This window comes from Streptomyces sp. NBC_00554 (assembly GCF_041431135.1).
Classification (GTDB): domain Bacteria; phylum Actinomycetota; class Actinomycetes; order Streptomycetales; family Streptomycetaceae; genus Streptomyces.
Window position 1 is genome coordinate 8,881,299 of the sequence record NZ_CP107799.1, and the last position, 13,919, is coordinate 8,895,217.

A 13,919-nucleotide genomic window follows, 5' to 3' on the forward strand; every position below is an offset into this window, starting at 1 on the left:
CCGGCCGATCAAGAGTGATGCCGTGGATCGCCACTTCAAGGTCGCGGTCACCGGACATAGATTTCTGGCCAGGAAGTCCCGCGGGCGGGTGCAGGTCCCCGCGCGGCCGGTGCGCAGAAGCCACTGGTCAGGCGGGACAGGGAGGGAAGGCCACACCATGACAGCGACCACCGAGGCCGGCGTGACCGGCACCTCGACCGCCGTGAACCCCGTTCTGGGCGTCGCGCCCGCGTCTCCGGCAGCTGCCGCCGCCTACTTCGGCGCGAGCCTCGCCTTCCACGCCGACGTGTCCGACGTCGCCGCCGCCCTCGGCGCCGACGGCGACCCCGGTTTCGTCGTCCTCGACTCCCGCTCGACCGAGTCCTGGGACCAGGGCCATGTCCCCGGCGCGATCCACCTGCCGACCGCGCTCATCCCCGAGCAGGCCGAACAGCTCCTCGACAAGTCGGTGCCGGTCGTCACGTACTGCTGGGGACCCGGCTGCAACGGCGCGACCCGCGCCGCCCTCGCCCTCGCCGAACTCGGCTTCCAGGTCAAGGAGATGCTCGGCGGCTTCGAGTACTGGGCGCGCGAGGGCTTCGAGTTCGAGACCTGGGAGGGGCGCCAGCAGCGCACCGCGGACCCGCTGACGGCACCGCTGGACGCGGCGGACTGCGGCTGCTGAGCCGGGCCCGTCCTGTCCTGTGCTGTCGCGGTAACGCATGCGGAGGGAAAGGGAGTTCGGGTGGTCATGGGTGTCGAGGGTGGCGTATCGGACAGCGGAGGGGACACCGGATCTCCACCGGGTCCCCGCCGTGTAGCTTCTGCCGCATGGCGAGATACGCGGAACCAGGTGCGGTCGAGTGGGTGGAGTCGGGCGGCGGGCCGCTCATAGTGATTCCGGAGGTCGTGCTGCCGTTCTGGTCGGGCGCGGACGGCGACGAGACGTCCTCCGACTACGACCGGGCGTGCGACGTGGACGGCTACATAGGTCTCGTGCCCGTCGGCGACACCAGGGCCCTGGTCCTCGGCGACGAACCCGCCTCGACCGCCTTCCTCCCCGAGCACGGCACCTTCGTACGGTGGTGTGCAGCCGACTCCGAGGACGAACTGCTCTCCATCGTCCCCGCGGCACTCGAAGCGGCGGTCTGGGAGCCGGAGGTGCACTGGAACGTGCCCGGCCCCGTGGTCCTGTTCGACGCGGCCTGGCCGGGGAGCGAATCGAAGCGGACGGATCACCTCAAGCTCGCGCTGGAGCCGGGCCGGTACGCGGTGCGCGCGACGTACGCGGAGCCGGGACCCGAGACGTGGGTGGGCCTCGTACAGCTCCGGCGGCTGCCGAACTGAGCGACGACCCACGGGACTTCACGTTCCCCGCGGGCACCTGCCGCGCGGGGCGCGGATGCCGACGTCGGCCGGACTCGTGTCGCCGGTCCGAGCCCGGCCGCCGTCGGTGAGCGTCAGAGCTGGGACAGTTCGTCCACCAGGTCGTCCAGGCCCAGCGAGCCCTGAGACAGGGCCGCCATGTGCCAAGCCTTCGCGTCGAAGGCGTCTCCGTGGCGCTTCTTCGCGTTCTCGCGGCCCAGCAGCCAGGCGCGCTCGCCGAGCTTGTAGCCGATGGCCTGTCCGGGGATCGAGAGGTAGCGGGTCAGCTCGCTCTCCACGAAGTCGGCGGGACGGCTGCTGTGCGCCCCGAAGAACTCCTCCGCCAGCTCGGGCGTCCAGCGCTCACCCGGGTGGAACGGTGAATCGGCCGGAATCTCCAGTTCCAGATGCATGCCGATGTCGACGATGACGCGGGCCGCACGCATCATCTGCGCGTCGAGATAGCCGAGGCGCTGCTCCGCGTCGGTGAGGAAGCCGAGTTCGTCCATGAGCCGCTCCGCGTACAGCGCCCAGCCCTCGGCGTTGGCGCTGACTCCGCCGACGGTGGCCTGGTAGCGGGAGAGGTCTCCCGCGACGTGCGCCCACTGCGCGAGCTGGAGGTGGTGGCCCGGGACGCCCTCGTGGTACCAGGTCGAGACGAGGTCGTACACGGGGAAGCGGGTCTGGCCCATCGTCGGCAGCCACGTACGGCCGGGGCGTGAGAAGTCCTCGGACGGTGCCGTGTAGTACGGGGCCGCCGCGCTGCCGGGCGGCGCGATGTGCGACTCCACCTTCCGTACCCGCTCGGCGAGCTCGAAGTGTGTCCCGTCCAGCGCCTCGATCGCTTGGTCCATCAGATTCTGCAGCCAGGCCTGCACCTCGTCGACGCCGTCGATGTGCGTGCCGTGCTCGTCGAGGTGCGCGAGCGCCACCCAGGGGGTCTCGGCGCCGGGCAGGACCTTCTCGGCCTCGCTCTTCATCTCGGTGAGGAGGCGGTGGTACTCCGCCCAGCCGTACGCGTACGCCTCGTCGAGGTCGAGATCCGTACCGTTGAAGTAGCGCGACCAGCGGGCGTACCGCTCGCGGCCGACCGTGTTCGGCGCGCCTTCGATGGCGGGCGCGTACACCTCGCGCATCCAGTCCCGCAGGGAGACCAGGGCCTCGGTCGCGGTACGGGCGGCGGTGTCCAGCTCCGCGCGCAGCGTCTCGGGGCCAGGCGCCACGAAGTCCTCGAACCAGCCGCGGCCCTGCCCGTCGGTGTCGGACCACTCGGTGAGCTGCCCGATGAACGTCGCGGTGGGGCGGGGGCCCGCGTACAGCTTGCGATCCAGGCCGAGGGCGAGGGACTCGCGGTAGCCCTCCAGCGCGCCCGGAACCGCGCGCAACCGCTCCGCGACCGCCGCCCAGTCCTCGTCCGTCTCCGTGGGAGTGAGTGTGAAGACCTCGCGCACCGAGTGCGCGGGCGAATGCATGTTGCCGACCATGCGCAGATGGTCGTCGGCGTCGTGGACGGCGAGCTCGGCGGTGAGCCGCTCGCGCAGCAGCCGACCGCAGCGACGCTCGATGTCACTGTCCGCGCCCGGCTGCCGTTCCGCCTCGTCGAGCCGCTCCAGGGTCCTGCGCGCCAGGTCGGCCAGGGCGGCCTGACCTGCGGGCGAGGCATCCGGCAGCTTGCCGGCACTCGCCTTGTCGCCGAGGTAGGTACCAGTGACCGGGTCGAGGGCGATGAGGTCGTCGACATACGCGTCGGCGACCTCGCGGGGCAGCGGGATCTTCGTCTCAGGCATGCGGACATCCTCGTACGGGGACGCGGTCCCCGTCAGCAAGATTTGCTCAGGGCGTGACCCTTCCGTCAGCCCTCGCGCTGCGGTGGCAGCAGTGGGCCGCAGTCCCACTGCTGGAAGATCAACCGGGTCTCGACGCGCGCCACTTCACGCCGGGACGTGAACCCGTCGAGAACCAGCCGCTGCAGATCAGCCATGTCGGCGACCGCGACATGGACGAGATAGTCGTCGGGTCCCGTGAGATGGAAGACGGTCCGCGACTCGGGCAACGCCCTGATGCGCTCCACGAACGGTCCCACCAGCTCCCGCCGATGCGGTCTGACCTGCACGGACAGCAGGGCTTCCAGGCCCCGCCCCAGCCTCGCCGGGTCCAGCCGCAGCTGGTGGCCGAGAATGACTCCCGCACGGCGCAGCCTGGTCACCCGGTCCAGGCAGGTCGAGGGCGCGACACCTACCTGCGCCGCGAGATCGCGATACGTCGTCCGGGCGTCGTTCTGCAAAAGCCGCAGCAGATGGAGATCCACCGGATCGAGTACGACAGAATCGGCCATGGCGCGAACGTAGCACGGGGTTCGGCGCTCTCTTCCCGGCCCTTGTTCAGGCTTGTGGGCATGGATTCCGTCAGCTACGACATACGTGAACCGGACAGCTACGACATACGCGAACCGGACACGACGAGACACGGCGCCGGCCGTACCCGCGCGCTCGCCACCGAGGCCGTGCACGCGGGGCGGGAGGATCTCGCCCGGCAGGGACTGCACGCGGCGCCGATCGACCTGTCCACGACCTACCCGTCGTACGACAGCCGCGGCGAGGCCGCCCGCATCGACGCGTTCGCCGCGGACGGCGCCGAACCGCAGGGCCCGCCCGTCTACGGCCGGCTCGGCAACCCGACCGTCGCCCGCTTCGAGACCGCCCTCGCGCGCCTCGAAGGCACCGAGAGCGCGGTCGCGTTCGCCAGCGGCATGGCCGCACTGAGCGCCGTACTGCTCGTACGGAACGCGCTCGGCCTGCGCCATGTCGTCGCCGTACGACCCCTGTACGGCTGCAGCGACCACCTGCTCACCGCCGGACTGCTGGGCTCCGAGGTGACCTGGGTCGACCCGGCGGGGGTGGCGGACGCGCTGCGCCCCGACACGGGCCTGGTGATGGTGGAGTCCCCGGCCAACCCGACGCTCGCCGAACTCGACCTGAAGGCCCTCGCGTACGACTGCGGTTCCGTTCCCCTGCTCGCCGACAACACCTTTGCCACGCCGGTGCTGCAACGCCCCGCCGAGCAGGGGGCGCGGCTGGTCCTGCACAGTGCCACCAAGTACCTGGGCGGACACGGCGACGTGATGGCCGGGGTGGTGGCCTGCGACGAGGAGTTCGCCGGGCGGCTGCGCCAAGTGCGGTTCGCCACGGGGGGTGTCCTGCATCCGCTCGCCGGTTATCTGCTGCTGCGTGGTCTGTCGACCTTGCCCGTGCGGGTCCGGGCCGCGTCCTCGAACGCGGCGGAACTGGCCCGCCGCCTCGCCGCCGATCCGCGCGTCGCCCGCGTCCACTATCCGCGGATCGGCGGCGCCATGATCGCCTTCGAGGTGCACGGCGACCCGCACGCCGTCATCGCCGGGGTCGGTCTGATCACCCCCGCCGTGAGCCTCGGCAGCGTGGACAGCCTCATCCAGCATCCGGCCTCCATCAGCCACCGCGTCGTGGACGCGGCGGACCGGCGCGACGCCGGGGTCGGCGACCGGCTGCTGCGGCTGTCGGTGGGGCTGGAGGACGTCGACGACCTGTGGGCCGACCTGGACGGGGCGTTGGGGCGGACCGGGGCCCTGGCCTGACGTGCCCGGTGAAGTCGGGTGCGCAACCGCGCCCCGCAAGGGGCGCGGGGAACTGCGCGACCAGCCCCCACCGGCCCGCGGCAGAACGAGCCGCATGTCCGGCGGAGCGCTGGCGGAGCGCTAGTCCCGCACGACCCGCTCCCCACGCTGCCCCTCGTCGTACGGCAGCCGTGACGTCACCGGAGTCGCGTCCAGACGGGCCGTGATGACCAGGGTGCCTTCCTCGATCTGGTAGTCGAGGGGAAGGCCGAGGCCGCGCATGGCGGCGACCATGCCGGTGTTGGAGGACTGCGTGACGGCGTACACGCTCTCGCAGCTCGCCTCGACGGCCATCGTCACCAGGCGGCCGAGCAGTTCGCCGCCGATACCGCGCCGCTGCCAGTCGTCCTCGACGAGGAGCGCGATCTCCGTCTCGTCGCCGTCCCAGAGGAGATGGCCGAGCCCGACGATGCGCCCCGATGCCGTCTGCACGGCGAGCGTGCGTCCGAAACGCGGGCTGAGCAGGTGGTTGAGGTAGCGGTCCGCGTCGCCGACAGGACCGTGGTAGCGCATGCTCAGCGTGCGGGGCGAGCAGCGCTCGTGCATCGCCTTGGCGGCCTCGAGGTCGCCGACGTCGGCGCGCCGCAGGCTGATGGCGTTGCCTTCCGGCAGCGTCAGCACGTCCTGACTGCGCGGGATCCGCGGACCGAGCCGCGCGTCCAGCTCCACCAGCGCCCGCGCCCGCGCGAACTCCGTCGGCGTGAACGGCAGATACGGCCGCTCCACCGTGATCACCCCGCCCTCGGGCGCCCGCAGCCGCATCACCGTTCCTTCGAGCGCCCCCTCGACGGGAGCGCTTTCCACCGCGCGACCGGATCCGGGCGACTTGGCGGGCAGTGAGCGGATGGTGCACCGGCCGAGCAACTGCCGGAGCGCGAGCGGCAGTTCCGCCGCGTCCAGCGCCGTACGAGTGGCCAGACCCAGCACCCGGGTCGGCGCGTCGACGAGGTCGTGGGCGTCGGCCCGCTCCGTCCAGGTCTCCGTGCCACCCGCCAGCGAGACGGCGCGGGTCATCTCGGAAGCCGCCAGCTCTGCGGGCGCGCGCAGCAGGAACTCGTCCACGGTGCCCTCTGCCAGCGGATGTGTCTGCAGGCTCAGGATGTCGACCCGCTGCTGCGCCAGCGCCGAGCACAGCGCGGCCAGGGATCCCGGGGCGTCCTTCACCGTCGTCCGCATCCGCCACAGCGTGGTCGCTCCGGCGAGGGACTCCGGCACCGCCGTGGATTCCTCGGAGGTCCCGGCCGGGCGCCCGCCGGCGAGCGGCCGGGCGCCGGTATGGTCTGCCGGCGGCGCATGACCGTGGCGGCGTGCCCACCATGTGTGGAAGCCGGCCGTGGCGACCAGGACGACGGCCGAGATGATCAGCAGGGCCGTGCCGTCGGGTCCGTGCCCGATCAGGTTGGCCACGGCGTCCGCGACCGCAACGGCCGTGAACAGTGCGGCGAGTTCGACGACGTCCCGCCGCCAGTGGTGAACGGGGCGTCCGTGCTTCGCACGCGTCACATCAGACATGTCTGGAGTCATACAGCCACTGTGAAGGAACCGTGTTGCGTGATCACGAACGGTCTGTGACTGATGGGTAAAGTATCGTTCTGTACCTTTTGATGTTCTTTTTGCGGTTGTTTTGCTTCCGTCGTCTGAACGAGCCGAGCCGTCCGGCCGTCTGCGCGGAGAGGAGACCGCGCACCGGGGGATGACTCCGGTGCGCGGCCCAGCAGTTCGAGAATACGGGAGTTGGTCACGCGCCCCGGCTGCTACTGCCCCACCCGCCCGGGCTGAAGCACCTGTGTGAACAGCACGGTGCCGTCCTGCTCGCGCAGCCGCACCGTCAGCTCGCCGCTGTCGCCGTCGATGTCGACCTCGCCGAAGAACTGGTAGCCACCGGCGGGCGAGACGTTCGAGGCGGTCGGCGCCTTCACGAAAACCCGCTCAGGACCGAAGGTGTTGTCCAGCGCGCTCGCCGGGAAGGCGCCGGCGTTGAGCGGCCCTGAGACGAACTCCCAGAACGGCTCGAAGTCGGTGAACGCGGCCCTCGACGGCTGGTAGTGCTGCGCCGAGGTGTGGTGCACATCGGCCGTCAGCCACACCGTGCCGGTGATCCGCCGGTGCTTGACGAACCGCAGCAGCTCCGCGATCTGCAGCTCGCGCCCGAGCGGCGCGCCCGGGTCGCCCTGGGCGACGGCCTCGATGTTCGGCTTCCCCTCGGTGGCATCCGGCACGACCAGACCGAGCGGCATGTCCGCGGCTATCACCTTCCACACCGCACGCGACCGCGACAACTCCCGCTTGAGCCACTCCAGTTGCTCGGCGCCGAGAATGCCCTGCGGGTCCGTGGTCTGCGTGTCGGGGGAGTTGACGTTGCGGTAGGTCCGCATGTCGAGCACGAACACGTCCAGGAGCGGGCCCTGGCGCAGGACCCGGTACACGCGGCCGTCCTGGTTGTCCGGTCGCAGCGTCGAGAGGGGGAAGTACTCGCTGAACGCGCGGCGGCCCCGGGCGGCCAGGACATCGACGTTCTTCTCGGTGTAGCGGGTGTCCGAGGCCGCGATCACCTCACCGGGGTACCAGTTGTTGCGCACCTCGTGGTCGTCCCACTGGATGATGGACGGCACCTGGGCGTTGAAGCGCTTCAGGTTCTCGTCCAGCAGGTTGTAGCGGAAGTTGCCGCGGAACTCGGCCAGCGTCTCGGCGACCTTGGACTTCTCCTCGGTGGTGATGTTGCGCCAGGTGCTGCCGTCGGGGAGCGCCGCCGTTGCCGTGATCGGGCCGTCGGCGTAGATGTTGTCGCCGCTGCACAGGAAGAAGTCCGGGTCGAGCTTCGCCATGGCGTCGTAGATCCGGTAGCCGCCGAGGTCCGGGTTGATGCCCCAGCCCTGTCCCGCCAGGTCACCCGACCACAGGAAGCGCACCCCGTCGCGCCGCCCGCGCGGTGTCGTACGGAAGGTGCCGGTCACGGGTTCGCCCGTGCGGCGCGGGTCGTCGGGGTCGGCGAGCAGCACGCGGTAGTGGATCTGCTCGCCCGCGGGCAGCCCGCGCAGCCGCGTCGTCCCCGTGAAGTCGGTGTCGGACCCGAGCAGCGGACCCTGCCACCTGCGGGGGTTGCGGAACGACTCGGTCGCGGACGTCTCGACGATCATGCGGGCCGGGCGGTCGGACCGTACCCACACCAGTCCGGAGTTGGCCGTCACGTCTCCGGTCTGGACGCCCCACCCCGCCTTCGGCCGCCCGGAGAGGGCGAACGCCGGTGCCGCGCCGAGCGCGGTGGGCAGGGCCAGTGCGGCGGAGGCGGCGAGGGAGCCGCGCAGAACGCTGCGGCGACCGGGGAACGGATGCTGCGGACGGTGTGACATGAATGCGCCTCCAGGGACGGATTCGGCCAATGGGCAATGCCACAACTACTGGTGCGCCGCAGCGGGCACGGAAACCACGAGTGAACAGCGGACCGCGGGGACGAGGGAACCGGTGTGCGACTTCTCACGGATGTCCCGTGAGCATGCGACGCGTATGACAGAAGCGGACGGCGTCCTCCGTCATCAGCCGTATGCCGTCCCGCCTGTCATCACTCGTGTGCCGTCGCGTCCGCCATCAGCCGTACGCCGTCCCGGATCCGTGCGGGGGACAGGTGCGCGTACCCCAGCACCAGCCGTACGCCGTCGTCGACCGTCTCCCCGTAGTGCGCCAGCGGACGTACGGCAACTCCGGCCGCGGTGGCTCGTTCGAGGAAGTGGTCCCGTGGCCCGTACCGTTCGGGCAGCGCGGCGATGACGTGCAGACCCGCCGCGATCCCGGACACCTCCGTGCCGGGAAAGTGCTCCTCAAGGGCGGATACGAGGGTGTCGCGCCGTTCCCGGTAGGCGCGTTGGCAGCGGCGCAGCTGCCGGTCGTAGTCGCCCCGCTCGATGAAACGGGCAAGGAGTGCCTGGTCGACGACAGGGTTTCCGAGATCCATGGTGCGCTTGCGCTCGACCGCCTCCTCGGCCAGTGACGCGGGCACGAGCAGCCAGCCCAGCCGCAGCCCCGGAGCGAGGGACTTGCTGACCGACCCCGTGTAGGCGACGTGCTCCGGGTCGAGGCCTTGCAGCGCGCCCACGGGGGCACGGTCGTAGCGGAAATCCCCGTCGTAGTCGTCCTCGATCACCAAGCCGTCCACCGACCGTGCCCAGTCGAGGAGTTCGGCCCGACGGCGCGCGGAGTACGCGATCCCCAACGGGAACTGATGGGCGGGCGTCGTCATCACCGCTCGTACGCCCGAAGCCCCCAGCGGTCCGGTGGCCAGCCCCTCCTCGTCCAGGGGCAGCGGTACGGTGCCGACGCCGGCCGAGGCGTACAGCGAGGCGTGCTCGGGGCTGCCGGGGTCCTCGACTCCGACATCGCGCACCCCGCGCGCGTGGAGCACGAATCCGAGCAGTGTCATCGCCTGCGCGACCCCGGAGACCACGACGATCCGCTCCGGATCGGCGACCACACCACGGCGCCGGGAGAGAAGCTCGGCGAGGGCGGTGCGCAGCCGGGGCAGCCCGCGCGGATCCGGGTAGCCCATTGCGTGGTGGGGGAGTTCGGCGAGAACCCCGCGCTGCGCGGCTGCCCACGCGGCACGCGGGAACAGCGACAGGTCCGGCGTCCCGGGAACGAAGTCGGCCCGGGCGTCGGCTGCTCGCGGCGCGAGATCACGTACGCCTGGCCGGGCCGCCCGCACGGCATCGCCGACCCAGGTCCCGGCACCCCGGCCGCTGCGCAGATACCCCTCCGCGGTCAGCTGCTCGTACGCCTCCGTGACCAGCCCCCTGGACACCCCGAGATCGGCGGCGAGTTCGCGGCTGGCGGGCAGCCGGGTGCCCGGTGCGAGCCGGCCCGAACGAACCGACTCGCGCAGCGCCTCCTGGAGCGTGCGGCCACGCGCGCGTGCCGGTGCCGACGCGGCCGGCAGGAGCAGCTCCCAGGCGGCGGCCCAGGGGGCGGACCCCGATGACCCGGATCCAGGGGACGGGGATCCGGCCGGTGTGCCCTTCGCATTGGTCCCCGATGACGTCATGGAAGTGGACCTTAAACCGGACCGCGTCCCTTCATAGCGTCGCTGCCATGAACGTCACCCCCGCCCGGGGCGCACTGCTCGCCGCCCTCGCCTGTGTCCTCGTCGGAGCCTCCTTCACCGCAAACAGCGTCCTGGACGACTACCCGTACGCGGGAGGCCAGTTCCTGCGCTACGGCCTTGCCTGCTTGCTGCTGCTGCCGCTGGTCGGCCGGGGCGGCGCCGCCACGCTGCGGCAGCTCACGCCGCGCCGGTGGGGGCGCCTCGGACTGCTCGCGGCGGTCGGCATGGTCGGCTTCAACATCGCGGTGATCGCCGCCGAACGGACGGCGGAGCCCGCGGTTCCGGGCGTCTTCGTGGGCTGCGCCCCGGTGCTCGTGGCCGTGATCGTCCCTCTCCGGGAGGGCCGCCGGCCCCAACGTCTCGTGCTGTACGGGTCGTTGCTCGTCGCGGTGGGCGCCTTCACCGTCCAGGGCTGGGGCCGTACGGACGGCGCGGGGATCGCGTACTCCGTGTGCGCGCTCGTCGGAGAGGTGGGCTTCGCGGTCCTGGCCGTGCCCCTGGTGCGGCCGCTCGGTCCACGGCTGCTGACGGTCACCGTCTGTGGGATCGCCGCGGTCGAGTCGGCGGTGGCCGGTGTGCTCACCGGCGGCGGCGCCTGGCTTCGGATGCCGGACGCGACCGAGGCCACCGCGCTGCTGTGGCAGGCGGCGGTCGTCACGGTCGTCGGCTTCGTGTGCTGGTACACGGGAATGCGGCGCATCGGCGCGGAACGCGCCACGCTCTTCTCCGGCCTCATCCCCGTCGCGGCGGCCGCCACCGCCCCGCTCGTCGGCACGGGCGCGTACGGTGCCGCGCAGGCCGTCGGGAGCGCGCTGGTCGGCGCCGGAGTCGCCCTGGGTTCCGGTGCGTTGGCACGCGCCGGGCGTCGCTCAGCGGCTGCCGTCGAGAATGACGCGGGCGACGAGCGCCGGATCGTCGTTCATCGGGACGTGCCCGCAGCCGGGCAGCCTGATCAGCCGCGCGCGCGGAATGATGTGCTTCGCGCGGATCCCCTGGCGGCGCACCAGCAGCCGGTCCCGGGTGCCCCAGGCCACGGTGACCGGAAGCCCGGGGACGTCGTCGGTGAACTGGACGGAGCCGCCCGCCCGGAGGGTCGGCGTGAAGCCCTCGGCGCGGGCCAGCGCGAGGGTCTCCGCGACGACGGCCTCGGGTGAACGGCGGCCGGGGCGGGCGTAGATGGTGCTCGTCAGCACCGCCCGCCCGGCCGCCGTGCGCGAGAGCCGCTCGACCAGCGGGACGGGCATGCGCCGCGCGGCCTGCCGCATCGCGAGCAGCACACCGAACGCGTACCGCCGTTCGGCCTGCGTCCAGAACCCGGCGGGCGAGATTGCGGTGACGGACCGTACGAGCTTCTCGCGGCCCAACTCCAGGGCCAGCAGCCCGCCCAGGGAGTTGCCCGCCACATGCGGTCGTTCGATCTCCAGCGCCTCGCACAGCGCGCCGAGCGCGGGCACCACCGTCTCGAGGTCGTGCGTGAGGCCCTCGGGCAGCGCCGGCGACTCGCCGAAGCCGGGCAGGTCGACGGCTATGACGTCGCGTTCGGCCGCCAGGAGGTGGACGACCGGGTCCCAGGCCTGCCGGTGGTGGCCGATGCCGTGCAGCAGGAGCAGCGGCTCACCGGTGCCCACGCGCGCGTAGGACAGCGTCACGGTCCTGGGGCCGCGCGGAGAGGGGAGGCTGAAGGAGACTGTGGCGGACATGATGCTGCTCCTCGACTGGGACACGCAGGACATGCGGACAGGCTGACGGACCGTCTCGTAGACAGCTTGTCAGCAACTACTACCGACGGGTAGCCCCCGGTTGCCGCGAACCGCAGGCGGGTACGTTCAGTCCGACCGATTCCACCTGGACAGGGACGTGACGAGTCGGATGGGATGGAACCGTGGCCACCGACATCGCGATTGACGACTTCGAAGAGCACCGTCCCGTCCTGATGGGCGTCGCCTACCGCATGCTCGGGCGGGTGGCCGACGCGGAGGACGTGGTCCAGGAAGCGTGGCTGCGCTGGTCCGGCGCCGACCGGGCCGAGGTGCGCCAACCGCGCGCCTACCTGGTGCGGGTCACCACCCGGCTCGCCATCGACCGGCTGCGCCAAGTCCAGTCGCGCAACGAGGCGTACGTGGGTCAGTGGCTTCCCGAGCCGTACGTCACCGACTTCGGGGACACCGTCCCCGACACCGCGGAGCAGGCCGTCCTCGCCGACTCCGTCTCAGTCGCCGTCCTCGTCGTCCTGGAGTCCCTCTCGCCCCTGGAGCGGGCGGTGTTCGTCCTCAGAGAGGCGTTCGGTTTCCCGTACGCGGACATCGCCGTCGTCCTCGACCGGGGCGAACCCGCGGTACGCCAGCTCGCCGGGCGGGCCCGCAAGCACGTGGACGAACGGCGCCCGCGCTACGAGGTCGACCCGGCCGAACGCCGCGCGCTGACCGAACGTTTCCTCGCCGCGGCGGCCGAGGGTGACCTGCAAGGGCTGCTGTCCCTACTGGCCCCGGACGCGCGTCTGGTCGCCGACAGCGGCGGGCTGTCCCAGGCCCCGCTGCGGGTCATCGAGTCCGCCGACAAGGTGGCGCGCTTCCTCCAGGGTGCGGCCCGCAAGAGCATCGCCGACCCGTCGTTCCGCTTCCTGGAACTCAACGGCGGCATCGCGCTGCTGGCCCTGTCCGGCGACAAGCCCGACAGCGTCTTCCAGTTCGACGTCGTGGACGGCCGCATCCAGTGCGTCTACATCATGCGCAACCCGGAGAAGCTGGTGTCGCTCGCCAAGGAGTAGCCGAGGAGTAGCCGAGGAGTAGCCGAGGAGTAGCCGGGGGGAAACCCGCCCCGGCCCGTGCGGACCGCCGAAAGCCCCCGTCCTCTGGACGGGGGCTTTCGGCGTTGTGTCACGAACATCACCCAGCACGAACGCCCTGTGAACGCTCTGCGGCAGCACCCCTGTGCAATCCGTAAGGGATTGAGGATTGGTCTTGACCAAGGGTGTAGGCGGACTTATGGTCACAGGGATAGTGCAGGAACCTTTAATAAACAAGGGCGCTAAAACGCCGCCGGGCCACGGCGATTGCGGAGGACAGGGTGGGGACCCAGCAGTTGGAAACGGTGCCGGAGCCTAAGTACTGGCATCTCAAGACCGTGCTCAGTGAGGCATTGGACTCCGACTTCACCGTGGGCGAGATCCTGCCCAACGAGCGCGACCTGGCGGCTCGGTTCGGGGTCGCCCGGGCCACGCTCCGCCAGGCTCTGGAACAGCTCGAACTGGAAGGCCGTCTGCAGCGCCGCCGCGGGGTGGGCACCACTGTCGCCCCGCCGCGCGTGGGTGTGGCCGTCGGTTCCGAGCAGCACACGTGGCCGGGCGCGGTCGGCGACGCCTGGCAGCCCGCGGACTGCACGGTGGCGGTCCCGCCCGCGGGGGTGGCCGGAATCCTGGAGTCGGGCCACGACGAGCAGGTGCACACGGTGCGCCGCTCCCGCGTGACGCACGGCCAGCCGGTCGCCGCCGAACTGCTCTACATCCCGGCGTCCTCGGTGCCCGACCTGTCCGCGATCGACGCGCCCTCGGGCACGGCACGCGCGCGTGCAGTGCTGCGCGAGCTGCAGCGCCTGGACCTGGAGGGTCAGGACAGCGCCGTGGAGCTCGGTTCGGCCCGTGCGGACGACGCCAAGGAGCTCGACCGGCTTCCGGGAGCGCCCGTCCTCGTCGTCACGACCCGCTTCTTCGCGCAGGGACGCACCGCGGCGGTCTCCGTCGCCACCTACCGCGCCGACACCTGCCGGCTGACCTTCGGCGACTCCGGCGGCGTGGAGATCCACCACGACCCGGAACGCAAGGCTTCCTGAGCCGCG

General features: G+C 71.5%; 11 protein-coding genes and 1 pseudogene. 6 read left to right on the forward strand and 6 right to left on the reverse strand.

Going from position 1 to position 13,919, the window contains the following annotated elements:
* The first annotated feature begins 157 nt into the window (after positions 1-157).
* Positions 158-664, forward strand: a complete 507-nt coding sequence (locus tag OG266_RS39345) for a rhodanese-like domain-containing protein (RefSeq protein WP_371551653.1) — start codon at positions 158-160, stop codon at positions 662-664.
* Between the two features lie 146 nt (positions 665-810).
* Positions 811-1,326, forward strand: coding sequence for an immunity 21 family protein (locus OG266_RS39350; RefSeq protein WP_371551655.1), 516 nt, complete (start codon positions 811-813; stop codon positions 1,324-1,326).
* 113 nt (positions 1,327-1,439) lie between these two features.
* On the opposite strand, the gene OG266_RS39355 is transcribed toward OG266_RS39350, so the two are convergent.
* Together OG266_RS39355 and OG266_RS39360 are read right to left on the reverse strand one after the other, a co-directional pair.
* Positions 1,440-3,131: a DUF885 domain-containing protein gene (locus OG266_RS39355; protein ID WP_371551657.1), complete on the reverse strand. Its 1,692-nt coding sequence runs from the start codon at positions 3,129-3,131 to the stop codon at positions 1,440-1,442.
* Positions 3,132-3,196: 65 nt separating this feature from the next.
* Positions 3,197-3,679 carry an Lrp/AsnC family transcriptional regulator gene (locus OG266_RS39360; protein ID WP_266468342.1) on the reverse strand — a complete coding sequence of 161 codons (483 nt, stop codon included), beginning with the start codon at positions 3,677-3,679 and terminating at the stop codon, positions 3,197-3,199.
* A gap of 60 nt (positions 3,680-3,739) precedes the next feature.
* On the opposite strand from OG266_RS39360, the gene OG266_RS39365 reads away from it, so the two are divergent.
* A complete protein-coding gene (locus OG266_RS39365) occupies positions 3,740-4,954 on the forward strand; it encodes a PLP-dependent aspartate aminotransferase family protein (protein WP_371551659.1) in 1,215 nt (404 codons plus the stop codon).
* 120 nt (positions 4,955-5,074) lie between these two features.
* Here the strand turns inward: OG266_RS39365 and OG266_RS39370 are convergent, their stop codons facing one another.
* The 3 genes from OG266_RS39370 to OG266_RS39380 all read right to left on the reverse strand — a co-directional run bounded on the left by OG266_RS39370 (position 5,075) and on the right by OG266_RS39380 (position 10,025).
* Positions 5,075-6,505 carry a GNAT family N-acetyltransferase gene (locus tag OG266_RS39370; protein WP_371551661.1) on the reverse strand — a complete coding sequence of 477 codons (1,431 nt, stop codon included), beginning with the start codon at positions 6,503-6,505 and terminating at the stop codon, positions 5,075-5,077.
* A 242-nt stretch (positions 6,506-6,747) separates the two neighbouring features.
* A complete protein-coding gene (locus OG266_RS39375) occupies positions 6,748-8,343 on the reverse strand; it encodes an alkaline phosphatase (protein ID WP_371551663.1) in 1,596 nt (531 codons plus the stop codon).
* A 209-nt stretch (positions 8,344-8,552) separates the two neighbouring features.
* Positions 8,553-10,025, reverse strand: a complete 1,473-nt coding sequence (locus OG266_RS39380; RefSeq protein WP_371551665.1) for a PLP-dependent aminotransferase family protein — start codon at positions 10,023-10,025, stop codon at positions 8,553-8,555.
* Between the two features lie 47 nt (positions 10,026-10,072).
* Between OG266_RS39380 and OG266_RS39385 the strand changes: the two are divergent.
* Positions 10,073-10,477 (forward strand): annotated as a pseudogene (locus OG266_RS39385) (EamA family transporter); the annotation flags it as partial.
* 477 nt (positions 10,478-10,954) lie between these two features.
* Here the strand turns inward: OG266_RS39385 and OG266_RS39390 are convergent.
* Positions 10,955-11,785, reverse strand: a complete 831-nt coding sequence (locus OG266_RS39390) for an alpha/beta fold hydrolase (RefSeq protein ID WP_371551666.1) — start codon at positions 11,783-11,785, stop codon at positions 10,955-10,957.
* Positions 11,786-11,967: 182 nt separating this feature from the next.
* Here OG266_RS39390 and OG266_RS39395 point away from each other — a divergent pair, with 182 nt between their 5' ends.
* Together OG266_RS39395 and OG266_RS39400 are read left to right on the forward strand one after the other, a co-directional pair.
* Positions 11,968-12,852, forward strand: coding sequence for an RNA polymerase sigma-70 factor (locus OG266_RS39395; protein WP_329548938.1), 885 nt, complete (start codon positions 11,968-11,970; stop codon positions 12,850-12,852).
* Between the two features lie 299 nt (positions 12,853-13,151).
* Positions 13,152-13,913 (forward strand): GntR family transcriptional regulator, encoded by a 762-nt coding sequence (locus OG266_RS39400; protein ID WP_266468362.1) that lies wholly within the window; start codon positions 13,152-13,154, stop codon positions 13,911-13,913.
* The last annotated feature ends 6 nt before the right edge of the window (positions 13,914-13,919 follow it).

What these genes read in the sequence shown, in the direction of transcription:
- OG266_RS39345 (WP_371551653.1), top strand. Translation starts at nt 158, where the DNA reads ATGACAGCGACCACCGAGGCCGGCGTGACCGGCACCTCGACCGCCGTG.
- OG266_RS39360 (WP_266468342.1), bottom strand. Translation starts at nt 3,679, where the DNA reads ATGGCCGATTCTGTCGTACTCGATCCGGTGGATCTCCATCTGCTGCGG.
- OG266_RS39365 (WP_371551659.1), top strand. Translation starts at nt 3,740, where the DNA reads ATGGATTCCGTCAGCTACGACATACGTGAACCGGACAGCTACGACATA.
- OG266_RS39370 (WP_371551661.1), bottom strand. Translation starts at nt 6,505, where the DNA reads ATGTCTGATGTGACGCGTGCGAAGCACGGACGCCCCGTTCACCACTGG.
- OG266_RS39350 (WP_371551655.1), top strand. Translation starts at nt 811, where the DNA reads ATGGCGAGATACGCGGAACCAGGTGCGGTCGAGTGGGTGGAGTCGGGC.
- OG266_RS39375 (WP_371551663.1), bottom strand. Translation starts at nt 8,343, where the DNA reads ATGTCACACCGTCCGCAGCATCCGTTCCCCGGTCGCCGCAGCGTTCTG.
- OG266_RS39390 (WP_371551666.1), bottom strand. Translation starts at nt 11,785, where the DNA reads ATGTCCGCCACAGTCTCCTTCAGCCTCCCCTCTCCGCGCGGCCCCAGG.
- OG266_RS39380 (WP_371551665.1), bottom strand. Translation starts at nt 10,025, where the DNA reads ATGACGTCATCGGGGACCAATGCGAAGGGCACACCGGCCGGATCCCCG.
- OG266_RS39355 (WP_371551657.1), bottom strand. Translation starts at nt 3,131, where the DNA reads ATGCCTGAGACGAAGATCCCGCTGCCCCGCGAGGTCGCCGACGCGTAT.